Genomic DNA, 17,904 nt, shown 5'->3' on the forward strand with positions numbered 1-17,904 from the left:
TCAACCAAGCCCTAAATTCTCCCATGCCGCCATCCAATTGAGCTTAAAATGCGGCGACTGGAGCAGCCATAATCCCATGGGACAGAACAATTTGTGAGATGGCCAAGATATCGACAACTCCCCCGTTAAATATGCCCCGCAGGTTATTCCACCGCCCTACTATGTCTGGTATAGTGTCGCCTCAGCCACCCTACATAACTTAGGGCTGAATGACCACGCACTTAGGCCATTTAGTCCCCCGAAATTGGAAATAAAGGCTGATGACTCAGTTTCAAGGTTCACACATCCTCTCGGTAAACCAACTCAACCTAGATGCCGTTCAAGAGATCTTTAGTGTTGCCACCCGAATGACCCCCTATGCCCTTAGGCAAAAACGTACCACAGTGCTCGATGGCGCGATTCTGGGAAATCTGTTTTTCGAACCCAGTACCCGCACCCGGGTCAGCTTTGGCAGTGCCTTTAATCTGCTTGGCGGTAAGGTCAACGAAACCGTCGGCATAGCCACCTCATCCCTCTCTAAGGGTGAATCGCTTTACGACACCGCCCGCGTACTATCTAGTTACTCAGATGTGATCGCTATGCGTCACCCTGACGCCTACTCGGTACGTGAATTTGCCGAAGGCAGCCGAGTCCCTGTGATCAACGGCGGCGACGGCCCCAACGAGCACCCGACTCAGGCATTGCTGGATCTCTTCACCATTCAAAAAGAGCTGGCCGCCGGCGGGCGCAGCATCAGCGGCATGCACATTGCCATGGTGGGTGACCTTAAATTTGGTCGCACGGTACACTCTTTGTCGCGCCTCTTGTGTATGTACAAAGATGTGACCTTCACTTTGATCTCACCAAAAGAGCTGGCAATGCCAGACTATGTGATCAATGACATTGAAAATGCTGGGCATAAGATCACAATAACAGATCAACTTGAAGGCAATTTAGTGCAGGCTGATATACTCTACCTGACGCGTATTCAAGAAGAGCGTTTTCCTTCGCAGGAAGAGGCCAACAAGTATCGTGGTAAGTTCCGCTTAAACCACAATATTTACACACAGCATTGCAAATCAAATACAGTGATCATGCATCCGCTGCCCCGCGACTCGCGAGAGCAGGCCAACGAGCTGGACAATGACCTCAATAGTCATCCAAACTTGGCCATCTTTAGGCAGGCAGACAACGGATTGCTTATTCGCATGGCACTGTTTGCGCTGACATTAGGTGTTGATTCGCAACTAGAGCAACACGAATGTCCGGTAAATTGGTATTCACAAAAAGCCGATTTTTAATCTGGCGACGACTTTAAAGGATCTAGAATGACCCGTTCTGAAACCCTATTTGAGCAGGCTAAGAAAACTATCCCTGGTGGCGTTAACTCACCAGTACGTGCCTTCAACGGCGTCGGTGGTTCACCACGTTTCATCGAAAAGGCCGATGGCGCTTACATCTATGATGCCGACGGCAAGGCCTATATCGACTATGTTGGCTCTTGGGGGCCGATGATCTTGGGTCACAATCATCCAAAGATACGTCAAGCCGTGTTAGATGCGGTAGAAAATGGTCTCTCTTTCGGCGCGCCAACCGAGCTTGAAGTGCTGATGGCCGAGAAAGTTATCGAGATGGTACCTTCGATGGAGCAGGTCCGTATGGTCAGCTCAGGTACTGAAGCCACCATGAGCGCTATTCGCCTGGCACGCGGCTTTACTAATCGCGACAAAATCTTAAAGTTTGAAGGCTGCTACCACGGCCACGCCGACTGTCTGTTGGTGAAAGCAGGCTCTGGCGCGCTAACCTTAGGTCAACCAAGCTCTCCAGGTATCCCTGAAGATTTTGCCAAGCACACACTGACAGCCGTATATAACGAGCTGGAATCTGTGAAGGCGTTATTTGAACAGTACCCAGAAGAGATCGCCTGTATCATTCTTGAGCCAGTTGCCGGCAACATGAACTGTATCCCACCTATCCCAGGCTTCCTGGAAGGTCTGCGTGCACTGTGTGACCAGTATGGTGCCCTGCTGATCATCGATGAGGTGATGACAGGTTTCCGCGTCTCTAAGAGCGGTGCACAAGGCCACTACGGCATTACTCCTGACCTGACAACGCTTGGTAAGGTGATTGGCGGCGGTATGCCTGTAGGTGCCTTCGGCGGCCGTAAAGAGGTGATGCAATTTATCGCCCCTACCGGCCCTGTCTACCAGGCAGGTACATTGTCGGGTAACCCTATCGCCATGTCGGCAGGTCTAGCGCAGATGGAAGAGCTGTGCGCCGAAGGTCTGTATGAAGAGCTGGCAGCTAAAACCAAGCGTATCGCCGAGGGCTTTAAAGCTGCAGCGAACAAGCATGGTATTCCACTTAGCATCAACTATGTGGGCGGTATGTTCGGTTTCTTCTTTACCGAGCTAGAGCAGGTCACCCGTTTTGACCAAGTCACCCAGTGTGATGCCGAAGCTTTCCGCATCTTCTACCACGGCATGCTGGACGAAGGGGTTTACATGGCGCCTAGCGCGTATGAGGCAGGCTTCCTCTCTATGGCACACGGCGAGAAGGAGCTAGAAGAGACTCTGGCCGCCGCCGATCGCGTCTTCGCCCGTATGGCTAAGTAGTTATAGTCAATAGTTCAAACCAGAAATTCTGGTAAGAAAACAGAAAAGGACGCCCTGGCGTCCTTTTTTATTGTCAGGTTTTTAGCACAGACAAATATTGGCAACCAATGACCCACTCTCAGTCAGCCTTAATACTTAATCTGCCCTTAATACTTAACCCCTTAATACCTTAATACCTTAATACCTTAATACCTTAATACCTAACATCCCCTTAGCTGATATCACTCACCCTAAAATGGCTTTAGTTAACCGCCATTCAACTAAGCTCCTCCCCCTAAACATCAATCCAGCTGGCTGACGGCCTATCGTAAACAATTTATTCCAGATAGCCCCTTATATCCAGTAGAGACTATTGCACAAAAAGCCATTGCCAGCAGAAAACCCCAAAACCGATAAAACCAGATCAAGCGATTTAGCAGCTTTCACCACAAATCGAACGAATAGAAAAATTTTACGCTAGTTCATAAGCCTACGGGTGAGCGAGATCGCATTTTTGGCCGAAATTAGACTAAGGTAACGCTTGCGTATTATCTCATCCTATGGTCAGATCGCGGCCTAACACAACAACCTTAATTAAACCTTGATATAAATCATACCGTCCCACCTTATCCGGACGGCGATTAATATCTGCTGTCGGAACAAATGTATGCTCAACATTTTCCTCATAACCCTTGCTGTGCTAGCGCTGTTAAGCATTATTTTTGAAGAAGTTACTCACATCAATAAGGCTAAAACCACTCTCTTTTTCGGCTGTATTGCCTGGATCACGCTATTTGTTGCGGCGCGGGATCCCAGCCACCAGCACCTGGTGGCAGAGGAGCTCGACCATAACCTGTTGGAAATCGCGACCCTCTGGCTGTTCCTGATGTCCACCATGACTTTTGTGGCCTACCTCAACGCCAAAGGAATGATTCAAATCCTGGTGCAGAAATTGTTCCCGCAGAAAGTCTCGGTACGCATGCTGATGATTCAGGTAGCCCTCTTCTCACTGGTGCTGTCGGCCATCTGTGATAACGTCACCGCGACCCTAGTTTCACTTGGCTTGTTGACCACCTTCCAGCTAGAGAGCCAGATGAAACGCCGCATGTCAGTACTCATCATCTTCGCAGTCAACTCAGGCGGGGTCGCCTTGATCACCGGCGATGTAACCACATTGATGATCTTCCTTGGGGGCCATGTGCATATCTCGCAGCTGTTGATCCTTTTCATTCCGGCAGCGATCAGCGTGATGTTACTGGCAGTACTCTTCTCACTAAAAGCCGAAGGCCATGTGAGCACCACTCCTATCAAGCGTCAATACACAGGCCTTGATATGCTGATCGCCCTTATCTTCCTGATCACCATCATAATGACCATGGTGCTTAACATCTTCTTTGGTATCCCTCCAGTGTTGACCTTCCTGTCTGGCCTGTCGGTGATGTTCCTCATGGGCACACTGCAGCGCAGCAACAAGGAAGAGCTACAGATCCTCGAATATATCCGTCAGGTGGAGTTTGATACCCTGCTATTTTTCCTGGGGATCTTGCTGTTGGTCGGTATGCTCAAAGAGATAGGCACTCTGCATCTGCTGACCGAGGTTTACGCCAAGTTTGATCCTAACGTCTCTAACTTCGTTGCAGGTATCGGCTCGGCCATCTTAGATAACGTGCCGCTGACCGCCGCCTTGCTGAAAGCCGAACCTGTACTGACCACGCCAGAGTGGTTGGGGCTCACCTACTCTGTAGGTGTCGGCGGTTCACTGCTGGTGATTGGCAGCGCGGCAGGGATTATCGCCATGAGTAAGGTCAAAGAACTAACCTTTGTCACCTACCTCAAGTATGTCCCTGCACTGGCGCTATGTTACACCTGTGGTTATGGGTTAACCCTGCTACTGGCCTATGAATTCTTTGGTTGATCCCGAGCGTTAAGGCAAGACATAAAAAAGGCGATGAATATATCATCGCCTTTTTATTAGGATTCTCACAACCATGATGGCCCTGTGATGTCAGCATAGAAGCTCACTAAATAGCAGGCACCTTAAACTCGGTACCGGCCACTTCCAGCACGACATCTCTTGGCCGTATCTCGACAATCTTAAGTTTACCGCCAATCATGTCACCCTGTTGTAACTCGGCGCCATCCACATTCAACCAGCGATTATTAGGATCGTTGGCATACACATGAGCCAGAATATTAAACTCTGGCACCTGCAGCTGAACCCCTGCTGGCAATTGGCCATATTTAGGCAGGTCATCAGGTTTATCCGCAGGGATAGGGTCTAGCTTGGGCTCAGTCACCGGGGTGGCAATTGCGTTTTCCTTCTCAACCTCTTTAAGCGCCGCCTCAAAGGCTGCCACCAACTTGCTGCTGTCTTTCACCGCCTGACGAGGCTTAATCACTTCAGACTCCTGCTGCGGCGCCTGTTCAACCTCGAGTCCAACATCAGCGGCGGCTTCATCAACCTGAGCCTTAAGAGAATTAAGCAGCTCACGGCCACGCTGATTGGTGTTGGCCCCTAAGATAATGGGTTCTTCAGCACTGACTTGTGCCAGCGAATTAACCGGCTCGGCTTCTCTGATAACCGAAGGCTCCACTGCGGAGCTTTGAGCTGTCACACTTGGACGGCTCGATATTGGCGGCTGTGCGAGTGGGCGCTCAAGGGGCACAGGCAGGGCCACCTTACCGGCCAGCTTAACACCAGGATTCGGCGACCTACTTTGCGTTATTGGCAAAGGCTGAGTGATGCTCTGGGATTCGCTCCTAGGCTTAGGCGCTGCCTGAGTCTGCATTGCAGCTGGTTGCAGCGCACTTTCACTGCTCAGCTTAACCCCCTGTGATGAGGAGAAGGGACCTTGGCTACTAAAGAGCCAAGCCAGCGCAACAGCGCCGCCCAGAGCCGTACCCAGCAGGCCAAACTTTAGCGCCAAAGGCCATTTAGGCTGCATCGCCTGATACTGAGCCCTAGGGGTTATCACAGGATCCAGCGGCTGCTCTTGCTGTTTCGCCCGTGTCACAGCATCGAGTAAGATAGACATTAGTAACGTCCCTCGCCTTGCAATCCCTCTTGCAATCTAGGGCCTTTGTCGCTGAGGTAGAGATTCAGTTGCACTAAGGTCTGGCTGCCCGCAATGGCATCGGCTCGCAGACCGTGCTGACGCTGAAATTCCATCAGAGATTGCTCAAGCTCGGCATCGAAATATTCCACCAGCCGAGGCGGCTTGTGTTGGATCTGCGCCAAGGCATTTTCCAGCCACTGGATCTGCGCCGCTGAAGCTGTGCGGCCAATCTCCTTAGGTTGATAACTCGGCGCCTGCCATAGGATCTCAAAGGTGCCGCTAAAATGGCGGGTAAACCAGTCTCTGTCGACCCATAACTGCTGCTCCGCCAATTGCAACAGCAACTGCTCTCCCTGACGGGCAACCACAGTGCCATAGAAGGGTTCACCCTGTTGATCTTGTAGATAGACCACAGCCGGATAATTGAGCCTCACCAAGGAGTGCCAGTTGCCCTGCTGCTGGAAACAATCTAGCCCTTGCTGCTTGGCCGACTGACAAGCGGTCAAACCAACATAAGGCGCCTTATCCCATACCCCCAGAATACTGGCGTAGGCGGTATCGATATCACGGCTCTGGGCTATCGCCTGGCGCAGTATGCGTTGATCTGCACTCAAGGCTACATCCTTGGCTTCATTTTGTTGGCGAGTGACCTGACTAGCCACCTGAGTCTGAACCGGCTCTTGAGTCGTGTTTGCGGCAGCAGACGGTTCACTTGCCTGCACGCTGCCCGCCTGCCCCTGCAAGTTAAACAGGTAAAAAGCCCCGGCAAAGGTTGCCACAACCAGAGTCGCCGCCGTGGCTGGCCAGAAAAATTTACGTGGCTTAATCTCCTCGCCCAAGACTTCGCTGGCAGCGGTTCTCACCATATTGGCATCGATAGGCACCTTAGACTGAGCATAGCCCGCCATCAAGGCGCGCTCACACAGTAGGTTAATCAATCGCGGAATACCGCCACTGTACTGATGCAGTGCCTTAATGGCACTGCGATGGAACAGTGGTTCATGGCGGCCGGCCACCTGCAATCTGTGTTGCACATAGAGGGCGATCTCATCCTGAGTCAAAGGTAATAGATGATAACGGGCGGTAATACGCTGGGCCAGCTGCCTCAGCTCCTGACGCTTGAGCAGTTGTTGCAGCTCGGGCTGCCCAATAAGGATCACCTGTAGCAGCTTCTTGGTATCTGTTTCCAGATTGGTTAATAGCCTGAGCTGCTCTAACACCTCGGCGCGCAGGTGCTGCGCCTCGTCGATGATCAGCACGGTATTACGCCCTTTCTCATGATTGGCGAGTAAAAACTGGCTTAACTGATCGGTCAGCTGTTTTAGGGTTGGCGACTCGCCATAATGCACCCCAAGTTCATCACACAAGGTGGCCAGCAGCTCAAGCTCGGTCAGTGAAGGATTGAGGATAAAGGCTGTATCGGTATTGTCAGGCAGTTGATTGAGCAGGCTGCGGGAGACAGTGGTTTTGCCTGTGCCCACCTCGCCGGTCAACAATACAAATCCGCCTGTTTCACCCAATCCATAGGTTAAGTGTGCCAACGCCTCGCGATGTCTGTCACTTAAGAACAGATAGTGAGGATTGGGTGCGATCGAAAACGGGTTATCGCTTAGTCCGTAAAACGCCTTGTACATGCAGCCTCAGTCCTAAAATAATAATGACGGTTCAAATTAATCCCTAGGGGAGACGTTGTCAAAACTTCCCCCCAAATAATTGCGGCCACGCAGAGGCGAAACAGTAAGGCTTAGCTGCCATGCCATGATAAGCTAACCACAGAGATTTAAAGAGACACTTTGGTGATACGTGAAAACCTATTTAGTTGGCGGCGCCGTCCGCGACCAGTTGCTCAACATTCCCATAAAAGATCGTGACTACATGGTGGTAGGCGCGACCCCAGAAGAGATGCTTGCCAAAGGCTATAAACAGGTGGGCAAAGACTTCCCTGTTTTTCTCCATCCTAAGACCCAGCAGGAATATGCCCTGGCGCGTACCGAGCGTAAGACAGGGCTAGGCTATGGCGGCTTTAGCGTCTATGCAGCGCCGGATGTTACCTTAGAAGAAGATCTACTCAGACGGGATCTCACCATTAACGCCATCGCTCAGGACGAGCAGGGCCAGCTGTATGACCCCTACGGCGGTCAGGCCGACATCGACAAGCGCCTACTCAGACATGTCTCCCAGGCATTCGTTGAAGACCCTCTACGAGTACTGCGAGTGGCCCGTTTCGCCGCCCGCTTTCACTCTTTAGGCTTTAGTGTTGCTCCCGAAACCCTGGCCTTGATGCAAGAAATAGCCAAGAGTGGTGAGTTAGAAGCCCTGACCGCGGAGCGAATTTTTCAGGAGCTGGACAAAGCCCTGAGTACAGAAGCGCCTCAGGTGTTTTTCGAGGTGCTCAGAGAGGCGGGCGCCCTGGGCATCCTTTTTCCCGAGCTAGAGGCGCTGTTCGGTATCCCCCAGCCCGAAAAGTGGCATCCAGAAATAGATACCGGCATTCACACCCTGATGGTACTGGAGCAGGCAGCGCACCTCAGCCAAGATAAACGCGTGCGTTTCGCGGCCTTAGTGCATGATCTTGGTAAGGCCTTGTCACCCAAGGATCAACTTCCTAAGCACCATGGTCATGGACAGAAGGGACTGCCGCTCATCAGGGCCCTGTGCGAGCGCATTCGCGTCCCCAACGACTACCGGGATCTGGCGCTCTTGGTGAGCGATCAGCATCAGAATGTCCACAAAGCCTTCGAACTAAGGCCTGAGACCTTAGTCAAGCTATTCGACAAGGCAGACCTGTGGCGTAAGCCTGAGCGACTGGAGCAACTGCTACTGGCCTGTGAAGCTGATATCAAAGGACGCACAGGGCTGGAACAGATGCCATACCCCCAAGCAGACTACATTCGGCACTGTTTTACACTCGCTCAGGGCGTCGAGATCAAACCCATTATAGAGGCCGGATTCAAAGGTGCTGAAATCAAAGCCGAATTGCAAAAACGCCGCGTCACTCTGATTAGTGAGCACAAGGCCAGTCTGCCCTAGAAAGCAAATGTAACGATAAAGGAAAGTTAATATTTAGTGACGACTAGCCAAAATTTAGGCAAAAAAGCTCGACAAACTTGATTTTGGATACTCATGAGATATTGTATTACGGCCTTAGGGTGGAAATTCATAGCAAAATAAAATAGCTATGACATAATTAACCAGTTGCAGTTGTACTTTTCGGCTGCTCCAACTCAATCCAACTTATTTAAAGGGATTTCCCAATGAACAAAAAAGTACTGATGATTGCTGGCGTAGCAATGACTGCCCTTCTTGGTGGTTGCGCGAACACTACTGCTCTAGAAGAAAGCGTTGCGAACCTAGGCAACAAGGTTGATCAATTGTCAGCTGAAGTTAGCTCTCTTAAGTCTGAGCAAGGCGCTCTTTCTGCAGACGTTAAAGATGCAAAAGCTGCTGCTATGGACGCACAAGCTGAAGCTAAGCGTGCTAACGATCGCATCGACAACATCGCTTCTTCTTACAAGAAGTAATTTGTCTGTATCGGCAACACTTCTGTGTTGCCGATATATTTTCCCTTCTGCTTCAAACCGCTAATTCTCGAATCTCTCCAGCTTTACTTTCTGAATCTCAAATCTCTTCAGCGCCATCAATGTCAGTAAACGATATCGTTTCTAAACATAAAAAAAGCGCCCCTGAGGACGCCTTAATAAAATCATTTTAGCTCTGGCTATCAGCCTTCTGGCGTAATATCAGTCTCTTGCGATGCGGTTAACGATGGTGCAGAAATTACCATAGGAATACCGTTTTGAGTCAACAGGGCATCATTGGCCTTAGTGTTGTCGACCCCTTCTTGGCTAATAAACTTCACAATCTTACTGCTCAGGCTAATCACCTTCTCGCGCGGCTGATCTTCTGACTCAGATAACGGCGAATGTACCTCGATGATCTGACGGCCATCTGGCTCTGAGGAGATCTTAACCGTTTGGTTAATCACTCTTACACTGTCGCCATATTTAGACTGGTGGAATAACCACTCAATATCATCTGGATTCAGCCTGATACAGCCGGCGCTTACCCGCATGCCGATACCAAAATCTTTATTAGTACCGTGAATAAGATAGCTACCATCACCATAAGAAAGCTGCATCGCATACTTTCCAAGCGGGTTGTCAGGACCTGCTGGCACCACTCGCGGTAAGACCTCACCGCGCTCGCGCAGATGTTCGGCGCGCAGACTCGCCGGCGGAGTCCAGCTTGGGTTTGGAATACGCGCCTTGATCTTAGTGGTCATCTCAGGGGTCTCACGGCCGATACGACCTATGCCCACAGGGAAGACATGCACCTCGCGACCATTTTTGGGGTAATAGTAGAGGCGCAACTCTGGCAAGTTAATCACTATCCCTTTACGCGGTACATCCGGCAGCAACATCTGAGTCGGGATCACCAGTTCTGTACCTGGTGTCGGCAGAAAGGGGTCCACACCTGGGTTGGTTTCCATCAACTCTAAGATCCCAATATTGTATTTATCGGCGATGGTCTTGAAGTAATCCCCCTTCTGCACCACATGGGTTTGCAGCTCGCCGATAAGACGTCCGCCGTCGGCTGGCAGGGAATAAACATTGGCAAGTAACTGCAGTGGTGCGAGACTCAGGATGAGCAACAGCAATTTACGCATCATCAATACTGGTTTCCAAAAGTTAAGTGAATGATTGGCTCAAAGAGTAACCCGAGCCGTGGCGATTTTCTAGTGGCGGTTAATGTCACCCGCCCCACTAGGCATCCTTAGTCGCTAAGGTGAGGTAGAGATCGATCTCAAGCTGCGCAAAGTCCTGCTGAGCAATTTGCCGCTTGACCTTATCGTTTGCACGCCAGGCATAAGGCGTCATTTCAAGTAGCGTTAGCGCCTGCTCACCGTTAATGTCCAAATTAAAGCGAATGTGTTCGCTTGCCACTAAGGTCAAACCACTGGGCTGCTGCGGCTCACCGCCTTTCTCGACTAAATTAGGGTAGATAAACTCTCTTATCTGCCACAGATGCCGCGGCCCAGGCGACAACCACATCAGATGCCCGCCCGGCTTTAACACTCTAAGCAGTTCTTTACCCTTAAGCGGCTTGTCAATCAAGGTCACCAAGTCGAAACTGGCATCTTCAAAAGGGAGTTTTTTTAACTGACTCTGGATCAGGCTAGCCCCCGATTGCGCCTTGGCCGCGACAAACAGGGCGTTCTCCGCTTCGGCGATGCCGGTTTGCGATACCGTGAGGGATAGGGCTTCAAAAACAGCTGCCAGCGCCCTTAGGTAATAGCCTTCGCCGCAATCGAAATCGAGATGACTAAGGCTTGTCTCTGCCGGAGTCAACGCACTCAACTGACGCTGCATCGCCTCAACAACCGGCGTGAAAATGCCAGATTCCAACAGGAAGTGTTTTGCGCGCATTAACTGGCGACTATCCAGATGCGGCTTCTTGGCCTGGCTAAAGACCCAGTAACCTTGCTCTCCCTTATCGAAATGATGCTTGTTGGCGCAGTGCAGTCCCTCGGATGCCTGATGAACATGCAATGGGCTGTGACAAAGGGGGCACAAATAATGACTCTTCATGATGATCTCTTATGGCCTAGGCGATCAGGCAAAAATAACGACACACAATACGGCGCCTAAGGCTAAACGATAGATGACAAAAGGTGTCATCCCCATACGACTGATGATCTTCAAAAAGTAGTGGATACAAAGATAGGCCGCAACAAAGGAGAGCACAGTCCCGATGATTAGCGCCTGATAATCTATCGCTTCCTGACTGGAAAGCAGATCTTTAACCACTAAGATCGCCGCCCCCAGACTCACCGGCACAGACATCAAAAATGAGAAGCGCGCTGCTGCTTCACGGCTTAGCCCCAACGCCAGCGCCGCGGTAATGGTTGCCCCCGAGCGAGAGGTTCCAGGGATCAATGCCATCGTCTGGGCGATACCGATAAGCAGCGCCTTCTTCCAGCCCACCTGAAATTCGTTAAATCCTTCACGATTGAGCTTATCGGCCCACCACAGCAGCAAACCAAACACTATGGTTGTGGTGGCGATCACCTCGATATTACGCAGATGAGTCGAGATAAAGTCTTTGGCGGTAAAGCCGACAATCACCGCCGGTATGGTGGCTAAGATGATCCACCAGGCAAGCTTGCTCTCCTGGGTCTGCTCCCGTGACACTAGGCTGCCGGTCCAGGCGGTAAACATGGAAAATAACTCACGGCGAAAGTAGATCACTACGGCTAACAGAGAACCTGTATTGACTGCCACGTCAAAGGTCAGTCCTTGGTCCTGCCAGTCCAGTAACTGCGCCGGCAAAATAAGATGCGCCGAACTCGAAATAGGTAAAAACTCAGTCAGGCCTTGGATCAGGGCCAAAACAATTACCTGAAAAATATCCATGATTATCCTTTAAGGTTTAGGTCGGGTAATGAAATTAATAGGACCATTGAAACTCGATAGGCCAGAGCTTCTGCTGTGACTTATCATAATTATCCCACAGGGTCTGGTAGGAAAGCTGTGCGACCGGATGCACTCTCTCAGGGGCAATCTCCGCCAGCGGCCAGAGCACGAAGGCATTGGTGGTGATCTCAGCTCTTGGCAGCACGATGGGCGATGCGGTCACCAAGTCGTCATAGAGCAGCAGATCCAAATCTAAGGTACGGGGGCTAAACTTTTTCGCGCCTGGCAGGCGGCCATTGTCTGACTCTATCTGCTTAAACAGAGCGACCACCTGAGCAATGCTAAGTTGCGTGTCGGCGCCCACCACCATGTTAAGAAAATTGCTACCATCAAAGCCAACGGCTTCACTTTCAAACACGCTGGAGAGACACAGGTTATCGAAATGCTCAGCCAGCGCCTTTAAGGCCGCGTTAAAGTAACGCTCTGGATGAATATTACTGCCGATACTGATAAAAATACGAGCCATGAGTCTACAGATGACCTCGCTCTATCTCGACACCCACCGCCTGAGCACTGGGCACTGCACCGGGTTTCATCACCCTCACCTTCACCCAAGGCACATCGAACTCCTTCATCACACAGTCGGCACAAATCTGCGCCACGGTTTCAATCAGTTCTATCGGCTTTTCGGTAATTAGCGCGGTCAGACGGTTAGAGACAGTCTCGTAACACAGGGCATGCTGATAATCATCATTGGCCGCCGCTAAACTGTTGTCCCAAGCCATTTCGAGATCGATCAGCAGGTTCTGATGGATCTGCTTTTCCCACTCATAAATACCGATAACGGTTTCGACTTTAAGCTGTGAAATAAGCACCTTGTCCATAATGCCTCCCGATAGGCAACAAAATTAGGTAATAGAAGAGGTCTAATAAGCTACAACGACCAATATGGTTATAATGGCGTGATTACACAGATATCTGTGATTTCCCCTTTCGTACAGCCAAAAACCCAAGTAGGATAAGCGACTGTAATGACAACGAAACAGGGATAAGAAAACGGTCGCGTCAAGCCCGTTGTCACTACATAAGCCCAATCAACCTGTGCGTAAAATACAAGGTTTAGCCGGTCGCCTCAATAACTAGGGCGGGATAATACCTTAAGAAGGATAAGGAAACCAATTTGAGCTTAACGCTGCTGACTCTAGCGCTGATATTAACTGCCTATCTGGCGGGGTCGATATCCAGTGCCGTGCTAGTTTGTCGACTCAGGGGATTACCAGACCCCCGTAGCCAAGGCTCAGGTAACCCAGGGGCAACTAATGTACTGCGTATCGGTGGCGCCAGTGCCGCGGCCATGGTGTTATTCTTCGATATGCTCAAAGGTGCTGCGCCTGCCTATTTAGCCTTTCGCCTCGGTGTAGATGCCGTTTCTCTCGGTTTAATCGCCATCGCGGCCTGCTTGGGCCATATCTTTCCTATCTTCTTTAAGTTTAAGGGTGGCAAAGGGGTTGCCACCGCGTTCGGTGCCATGGCCCCCATAGGCGCCGATCTGTCGCTGGCCCTTATCGCGACCTGGGTCATATTGGTACTCATCTGTCGCTACTCTTCACTGGCGGCGATTATTACCGCCCTGCTGGCGCCAATCTACACTTGGTATTTTGACGAGCGCTTTACCCTGCCCGTCGCCATGCTCTCCTTGCTCATCGTCATACGTCACAGGGAAAATATCCATCGGCTGCGTAAGGGCGAAGAATCTAAGGTGTCGCGTAAAAAACGAGCCAGCGACGAATAGCCAAAGGGCCTTGTCGATCTCAGATATCACTCAGACTGATACTCATCAATGACTATCGACAACCGCAAATCCGTGCCCTTGAGTTCAGTGCAGATAACTTCAGTCCCCACCAAGCGAAAATAGCTGGTGACAGGCCAAAATACAAAGAGAAAAAAGGCGACCTCACAGTCGCCTTTTTCATGTCATTTATACTGGTGGTAAGGAGTCCAGCGGCCAGCGCGGCATCCCTTTAACCGCCAAAGGCTCAACCTGTCCAGCCTTAAGGCGCGCCATGCCCGCATAGGCAATCATGGCGCCATTGTCGGTACAAAACTCGCCCCTTGGGTAGTAAACCTTGCCGCCTAAAGACTGCATCATCTCAGCCAGGCTCTCACGCAGGCGGGTATTCGCACTCACGCCACCGGCAATCACCAAACGGTTATAGCCCGTCTGTTTCAAGGCGCGCTTACATTTAATGGCTAAGGTATCGACCACGGCCTCTTCGAAAGCGCGGGCGATATTAGCGCGCGTCTGCTCATCATCTGGCTCATCGGCGATGGTATTAGCGGCAAAGGTTTTCAGACCAGAGAAACTAAAGTCCAACCCAGGGCGATCTGTCATCGGCCGCGGGAAGCGGTAACAGTTGGGCTCGCCCTTAGCAGCGAGCTTAGAGAGTCTCGGCCCACCTGGATAATCGAGCCCCATCAACTTAGCCGTCTTGTCGAAGGCTTCACCTGCGGCATCATCCACAGACTCTCCCAGCACCTCATAGCGCCCAATGCCCTCAACAGCCACCATCATAGAGTGACCACCTGAGACCAACAGGGCCAAGAAAGGAAATTCAGGTACGTCATCTTCCAGCATAGGCGCCAGCAAGTGACCTTCCATATGATGCACGCCCACCGCGGGTTTCCCCCAGGCAAAGGCCAATGAGCGGCCAACACAGGCGCCGACAAGTAGCGCTCCCACTAATCCGGGCCCTTTGGTATAGGCAATGGCGTCGATATCATCCTGAGTTGAATCAGCGTCTTTCAGCGCCTGCTTAATAAGGGGAATGATCTTACGCACATGATCGCGCGACGCGAGCTCAGGCACTACACCACCGTAGTCGGCATGTAGTTTCACTTGACTGTAAAGCGTATGAGATAACAAGCCTTTTTCGTCGTCATACACGGCGATACCCGTCTCATCACAAGATGTCTCTATACCTATAACTCGCATTTTTCCTAATCTACCTGAATAAAGTGGCGGACAATTTTACCTGCTCGCCGACGGAAATACCAATCGACTTAGTTTTTGCCTCTAACATCAAGTAAAACCTCGGCAAAGCCCCACAGGTACAGGCAATCACACACCTCCTCATGCAAACCGACCATGATATCAATAGCAGAGAATGCTAAACTTTAACCTGTACCTCTGCAAAAGATCCCAAAAAGGATCGCGACAAAGGGGTTTACAAAAGGTCGACGGTCGGTATAGAATTCCGCACCATTTTTAAATTAACTTGGGTTAAGAAATTAACTCAATACAAACTACACCTAAGGGGTGATGGCGTATGCCAATTATTAAAGTACGTGAAAATGAACCATTTGACGTAGCTTTACGTCGTTTCAAGCGCTCTTGTGAAAAAGCTGGTATCTTAGCCGACGTTCGTGCTCGTGAATTCTACGAGAAGCCAACTACTGCACGTAAGCGCGCTAAAGCTGCTGCAGTAAAGCGTCTTGCTAAGAAGCTTTCTCGTGAAAACGCGCGTCGCGTACGTTTATACTAATCTCTTATGAGCCTAGTTGATCAGCTAAAAGACCAGATGAAAGAAGCCATGCGCGCCAAAGATAAGGTGCGCCTTGGGACTATTCGTATGGCACTGGCTGCCATCAAACAGATCGAAGTGGATAGCCGCGAGACGCTGAATGATGAGCAAGCCATAGCGGTCTTAACCAAAATGGTAAAACAACGTCGCGACTCTATCGCTCAATATGAAGCGGCAGGCCGAGACGAACTAGCGCAAGCTGAAGCCGGAGAGATTCGAGTCCTCGAGACTTTCCTGCCTAAGCCACTTTCTGAAGAGGAAGTTGCCACGCTAGTTGATGAGACTATCCAAGCGGTAGGCGCATCATCCATGGCGGATATGGGCAAAGTAATGGGAGCATTGAAACCTAAGGTACAAGGGCGAGCTGATATGGCGTCAATAGGCGCTCTGATCAAGGCAAAACTCAAGTAACCTTAAGTCCAATGTATGAATGAGCCGTGCCTACGCACGGCTTGTTTGTTTCTACTCTTTCGGTTTAATTTCGCGAAAAGGCGGCATTTATACAGCAATGGCGATACCTCGTGAGTTTATCAATGAGCTTGTAGCTCGCACCGATATAGTCGATCTTATCGATGCTAAGGTCCCCCTGAAAAAGGCGGGCAAAAATCACTCTGCCTGTTGCCCCTTCCATAGCGAAAAGTCACCCTCATTTACTGTTAGTCGAGATAAACAGTTTTACCACTGCTTCGGTTGTGGCGCCCATGGTAATGCCATCGATTTTGTCATGGAATATGAGCGACTGGACTTTGTCGACGCCATTGAAGAGTTGGCCGGCCGTTTGGGTCTGGATGTACCGAGAGAGAAAGGCACGGGTAAACGCCGTGACGAAGGCTTAAGCCGAGATCTATACCAATTAATGGAAGAGGCAAGTCGCTTTTTCCAAAATCAGCTTAAGCAACATACAGATAAACAAAAAGTGCTCGATTATCTCGAGCATCGTGGCCTGTCAAACGATGTGATAGAACACTTTAGTATCGGTTTTGCCCCCGAGGGTTGGGATGGCCTGCTCAGCCGTTATCGCCAGAGTCAGGATGCCCAGGACAAGCTACTGACCGCGGGCATGGTGATCGAAAACGAGGGTGGCAAACGCTACGACAGATTTCGTGATCGTCTCATGTTCCCCATTCGGGACCGTCGTGGCAGAGTCATAGGATTTGGCGGCAGAGTCTTGGGGGATGGTAAGCCAAAGTACTTGAATTCGCCTGAAACGCCCATATTTCATAAGGGCTATGAACTCTACGGCCTGTATGAACTCAAACAGAGACACAGGGAGCCGAATCAGATCCTGATTGTTGAAGGCTATATGGACGTCGTAGCACTGGCACAATTTGGGGTCGACTATGCGGTAGCATCACTGGGCACCTCGACCACAGCAGATCAATTTCAGCTGCTGCTACGCAGCGCCAAAGAGGTCGTCTGTTGTTATGACGGCGATAAGGCCGGCACCGAAGCTGCTTGGCGCGCATTGGAAACTGCCCTGCCACTGCTCAAACCAGGCGATCAGGTCAAGTTTATGTTTTTACCTGAAGGTGAAGACCCTGATTCACTGGTTCGCCAAATTGGCAAACCAGCTTTTGAACAGCTTATCGAAAAGGCAAAACTGCTGCCCGAGTTTCTGTTTGACACCTTAGCCACGCGCTATGGCACAGATAAGGGCACCCTGGCCAAACAGGCCATGAGCCTGATTGAAAAAGTACAAGACACTGTGCTGCAGAGTTTACTGCTGGAAAATCTGGCCTATAAACTCGGCATGAACAGTGCAGAAGAATTGCAGCGAAAACTGGGCTTCAAACGCATTGATGCGAAAAAGCCTCTGCAAAACAAAGCGCTCAAAGGACGCGGTACCCCATTGCGATTAGCCATCGCCCTGTTGGTACAGCACCCGCACCTAGGCAATAACCTGCCGGTGCAGCCAGCGCTAAAACATATCAAGATGGCGGGCATAGATTTGCTCACCCTCTTACTCGACAGAACTCGCGCAGAGAAGGTTAACAGCGCACAACTACTTGAACAGTTCAGGGGCGATGAACAACTCGCCACCTTGAAAAAACTAGCCCAATGGGAGCATCAAGTGGCGGATGAAAACCTTCAGCAAGAGTTCAAAAAAGCCCTGATATGGTTGAATAATCAATATATTGAGCAACGTTATCAGGAATTGAGCTTAAAACAGCACCATACTAAAGAAGAGCGGATGCAACTTAAAAAGCTCATAGCAGTAATCCAAGGGCAAACTTAGAGCATAATTTATCTCGCAAAAGTAAACACTTGGACTAGCACAGCA

17 protein-coding genes are annotated in these 17,904 nt (G+C 50.6%); 9 read left to right on the top strand and 8 right to left on the bottom strand.

Features of this window, described 5'->3' with window-relative positions:
* Positions 1-260 precede the first annotated feature (260 nt).
* The 3 genes from CFF01_RS14345 (at position 261) to nhaD (ending at position 4,488) form a co-directional block, all read left to right on the top strand.
* Positions 261-1,280, top strand: coding sequence for an aspartate carbamoyltransferase (locus tag CFF01_RS14345; RefSeq protein ID WP_033540094.1), 1,020 nt, complete (start codon positions 261-263; stop codon positions 1,278-1,280).
* 27 nt (positions 1,281-1,307) lie between these two features.
* Complete coding sequence (gene hemL / locus CFF01_RS14350; RefSeq protein ID WP_088905237.1) at positions 1,308-2,594, top strand: glutamate-1-semialdehyde 2,1-aminomutase; 1,287 nt, start codon at positions 1,308-1,310, stop codon at positions 2,592-2,594.
* Between the two features lie 646 nt (positions 2,595-3,240).
* On the top strand, positions 3,241-4,488 hold the full coding sequence (nhaD, locus tag CFF01_RS14355; RefSeq protein ID WP_033540096.1) for a sodium:proton antiporter NhaD: 1,248 nt from the start codon (positions 3,241-3,243) through the stop codon (positions 4,486-4,488).
* 106 nt (positions 4,489-4,594) lie between these two features.
* Here nhaD and CFF01_RS14360 read toward each other — a convergent pair whose 3' ends face one another.
* Positions 4,595-5,608, bottom strand: coding sequence for a general secretion pathway protein GspB (locus CFF01_RS14360; protein ID WP_088905238.1), 1,014 nt, complete (start codon positions 5,606-5,608; stop codon positions 4,595-4,597).
* A complete protein-coding gene (locus CFF01_RS14365; RefSeq protein WP_088905239.1) occupies positions 5,608-7,263 on the bottom strand; it encodes an ExeA family protein in 1,656 nt (551 codons plus the stop codon). Before CFF01_RS14365 ends, CFF01_RS14360 begins: the two co-directional genes overlap by 1 nt.
* 169 nt (positions 7,264-7,432) lie before the next feature.
* Between CFF01_RS14365 and CFF01_RS14370 the strand changes: the two genes are divergently transcribed.
* Both CFF01_RS14370 and CFF01_RS14375 read left to right on the top strand, forming a co-directional pair.
* Positions 7,433-8,659: a multifunctional CCA addition/repair protein gene (locus CFF01_RS14370; protein WP_088905240.1), complete on the top strand. Its 1,227-nt coding sequence runs from the start codon at positions 7,433-7,435 to the stop codon at positions 8,657-8,659.
* Positions 8,660-8,883: 224 nt separating this feature from the next.
* Complete coding sequence (locus CFF01_RS14375; RefSeq protein WP_028762277.1) at positions 8,884-9,150, top strand: Lpp/OprI family alanine-zipper lipoprotein; 267 nt, start codon at positions 8,884-8,886, stop codon at positions 9,148-9,150.
* A gap of 200 nt (positions 9,151-9,350) precedes the next feature.
* On the opposite strand, the gene CFF01_RS14380 is transcribed toward CFF01_RS14375, so the two are convergent.
* The 5 genes from CFF01_RS14380 to folB all read right to left on the bottom strand — a co-directional run bounded on the left by CFF01_RS14380 (position 9,351) and on the right by folB (position 12,926).
* Positions 9,351-10,298, bottom strand: coding sequence for a L,D-transpeptidase family protein (locus CFF01_RS14380; RefSeq protein ID WP_033540112.1), 948 nt, complete (start codon positions 10,296-10,298; stop codon positions 9,351-9,353).
* 94 nt (positions 10,299-10,392) lie between these two features.
* Positions 10,393-11,217, bottom strand: a complete 825-nt coding sequence (locus CFF01_RS14385; protein ID WP_088905241.1) for a methyltransferase domain-containing protein — start codon at positions 11,215-11,217, stop codon at positions 10,393-10,395.
* 24 nt (positions 11,218-11,241) lie between these two features.
* The gene (locus tag CFF01_RS14390; protein WP_088905242.1) at positions 11,242-12,042 is read right to left on the bottom strand and encodes an undecaprenyl-diphosphate phosphatase; all 801 of its coding nucleotides are present in this window, start codon (positions 12,040-12,042) and stop codon (positions 11,242-11,244) included.
* Between the two features lie 34 nt (positions 12,043-12,076).
* The gene (folK, locus tag CFF01_RS14395; RefSeq protein WP_033540115.1) at positions 12,077-12,568 is read right to left on the bottom strand and encodes a 2-amino-4-hydroxy-6-hydroxymethyldihydropteridine diphosphokinase; all 492 of its coding nucleotides are present in this window, start codon (positions 12,566-12,568) and stop codon (positions 12,077-12,079) included.
* A 4-nt stretch (positions 12,569-12,572) separates the two neighbouring features.
* A complete protein-coding gene (folB, locus tag CFF01_RS14400; RefSeq protein ID WP_088905243.1) occupies positions 12,573-12,926 on the bottom strand; it encodes a dihydroneopterin aldolase in 354 nt (117 codons plus the stop codon).
* Between the two features lie 296 nt (positions 12,927-13,222).
* Between folB and plsY the strand changes: the two genes are divergently transcribed.
* Positions 13,223-13,834, top strand: a complete 612-nt coding sequence (plsY, locus tag CFF01_RS14405) for a glycerol-3-phosphate 1-O-acyltransferase PlsY (protein WP_088905244.1) — start codon at positions 13,223-13,225, stop codon at positions 13,832-13,834.
* Between the two features lie 186 nt (positions 13,835-14,020).
* On the opposite strand, the gene tsaD is transcribed toward plsY, so the two are convergent.
* Positions 14,021-15,034 carry a tRNA (adenosine(37)-N6)-threonylcarbamoyltransferase complex transferase subunit TsaD gene (gene tsaD / locus CFF01_RS14410; protein ID WP_088905245.1) on the bottom strand — a complete coding sequence of 338 codons (1,014 nt, stop codon included), beginning with the start codon at positions 15,032-15,034 and terminating at the stop codon, positions 14,021-14,023.
* A gap of 334 nt (positions 15,035-15,368) precedes the next feature.
* On the opposite strand from tsaD, the gene rpsU reads away from it, so the two are divergent.
* The 3 genes from rpsU to dnaG all read left to right on the top strand — a co-directional run bounded on the left by rpsU (position 15,369) and on the right by dnaG (position 17,859).
* On the top strand, positions 15,369-15,584 hold the full coding sequence (rpsU, locus tag CFF01_RS14415; protein ID WP_006080725.1) for a 30S ribosomal protein S21: 216 nt from the start codon (positions 15,369-15,371) through the stop codon (positions 15,582-15,584).
* A 6-nt stretch (positions 15,585-15,590) separates the two neighbouring features.
* Positions 15,591-16,034: a GatB/YqeY domain-containing protein gene (locus CFF01_RS14420; RefSeq protein ID WP_033540119.1), complete on the top strand. Its 444-nt coding sequence runs from the start codon at positions 15,591-15,593 to the stop codon at positions 16,032-16,034.
* A gap of 97 nt (positions 16,035-16,131) precedes the next feature.
* Positions 16,132-17,859, top strand: coding sequence for a DNA primase (gene dnaG, locus CFF01_RS14425; RefSeq protein WP_088905246.1), 1,728 nt, complete (start codon positions 16,132-16,134; stop codon positions 17,857-17,859).
* Positions 17,860-17,904 lie beyond the last annotated feature (45 nt).

Origin of the sequence: Shewanella marisflavi, assembly GCF_002215585.1 — a bacterium.
Classification (GTDB): domain Bacteria; phylum Pseudomonadota; class Gammaproteobacteria; order Enterobacterales; family Shewanellaceae; genus Shewanella; species Shewanella marisflavi.

Coding starts and splice junctions, on each gene's coding strand:
- CFF01_RS14345 (WP_033540094.1), top strand. CDS start 261: ATGACTCAGTTTCAAGGTTCACACATCCTCTCGGTAAACCAACTCAAC.
- hemL (WP_088905237.1), top strand. CDS start 1,308: ATGACCCGTTCTGAAACCCTATTTGAGCAGGCTAAGAAAACTATCCCT.
- nhaD (WP_033540096.1), top strand. CDS start 3,241: ATGCTCAACATTTTCCTCATAACCCTTGCTGTGCTAGCGCTGTTAAGC.
- CFF01_RS14360 (WP_088905238.1), bottom strand. CDS start 5,608: ATGTCTATCTTACTCGATGCTGTGACACGGGCGAAACAGCAAGAGCAG.
- CFF01_RS14365 (WP_088905239.1), bottom strand. CDS start 7,263: ATGTACAAGGCGTTTTACGGACTAAGCGATAACCCGTTTTCGATCGCA.
- CFF01_RS14375 (WP_028762277.1), top strand. CDS start 8,884: ATGAACAAAAAAGTACTGATGATTGCTGGCGTAGCAATGACTGCCCTT.
- CFF01_RS14380 (WP_033540112.1), bottom strand. CDS start 10,298: ATGATGCGTAAATTGCTGTTGCTCATCCTGAGTCTCGCACCACTGCAG.
- CFF01_RS14385 (WP_088905241.1), bottom strand. CDS start 11,217: ATGAAGAGTCATTATTTGTGCCCCCTTTGTCACAGCCCATTGCATGTT.
- CFF01_RS14390 (WP_088905242.1), bottom strand. CDS start 12,042: ATGGATATTTTTCAGGTAATTGTTTTGGCCCTGATCCAAGGCCTGACT.
- folK (WP_033540115.1), bottom strand. CDS start 12,568: ATGGCTCGTATTTTTATCAGTATCGGCAGTAATATTCATCCAGAGCGT.
- folB (WP_088905243.1), bottom strand. CDS start 12,926: ATGGACAAGGTGCTTATTTCACAGCTTAAAGTCGAAACCGTTATCGGT.
- tsaD (WP_088905245.1), bottom strand. CDS start 15,034: ATGCGAGTTATAGGTATAGAGACATCTTGTGATGAGACGGGTATCGCC.
- rpsU (WP_006080725.1), top strand. CDS start 15,369: ATGCCAATTATTAAAGTACGTGAAAATGAACCATTTGACGTAGCTTTA.
- CFF01_RS14420 (WP_033540119.1), top strand. CDS start 15,591: ATGAGCCTAGTTGATCAGCTAAAAGACCAGATGAAAGAAGCCATGCGC.
- dnaG (WP_088905246.1), top strand. CDS start 16,132: ATGGCGATACCTCGTGAGTTTATCAATGAGCTTGTAGCTCGCACCGAT.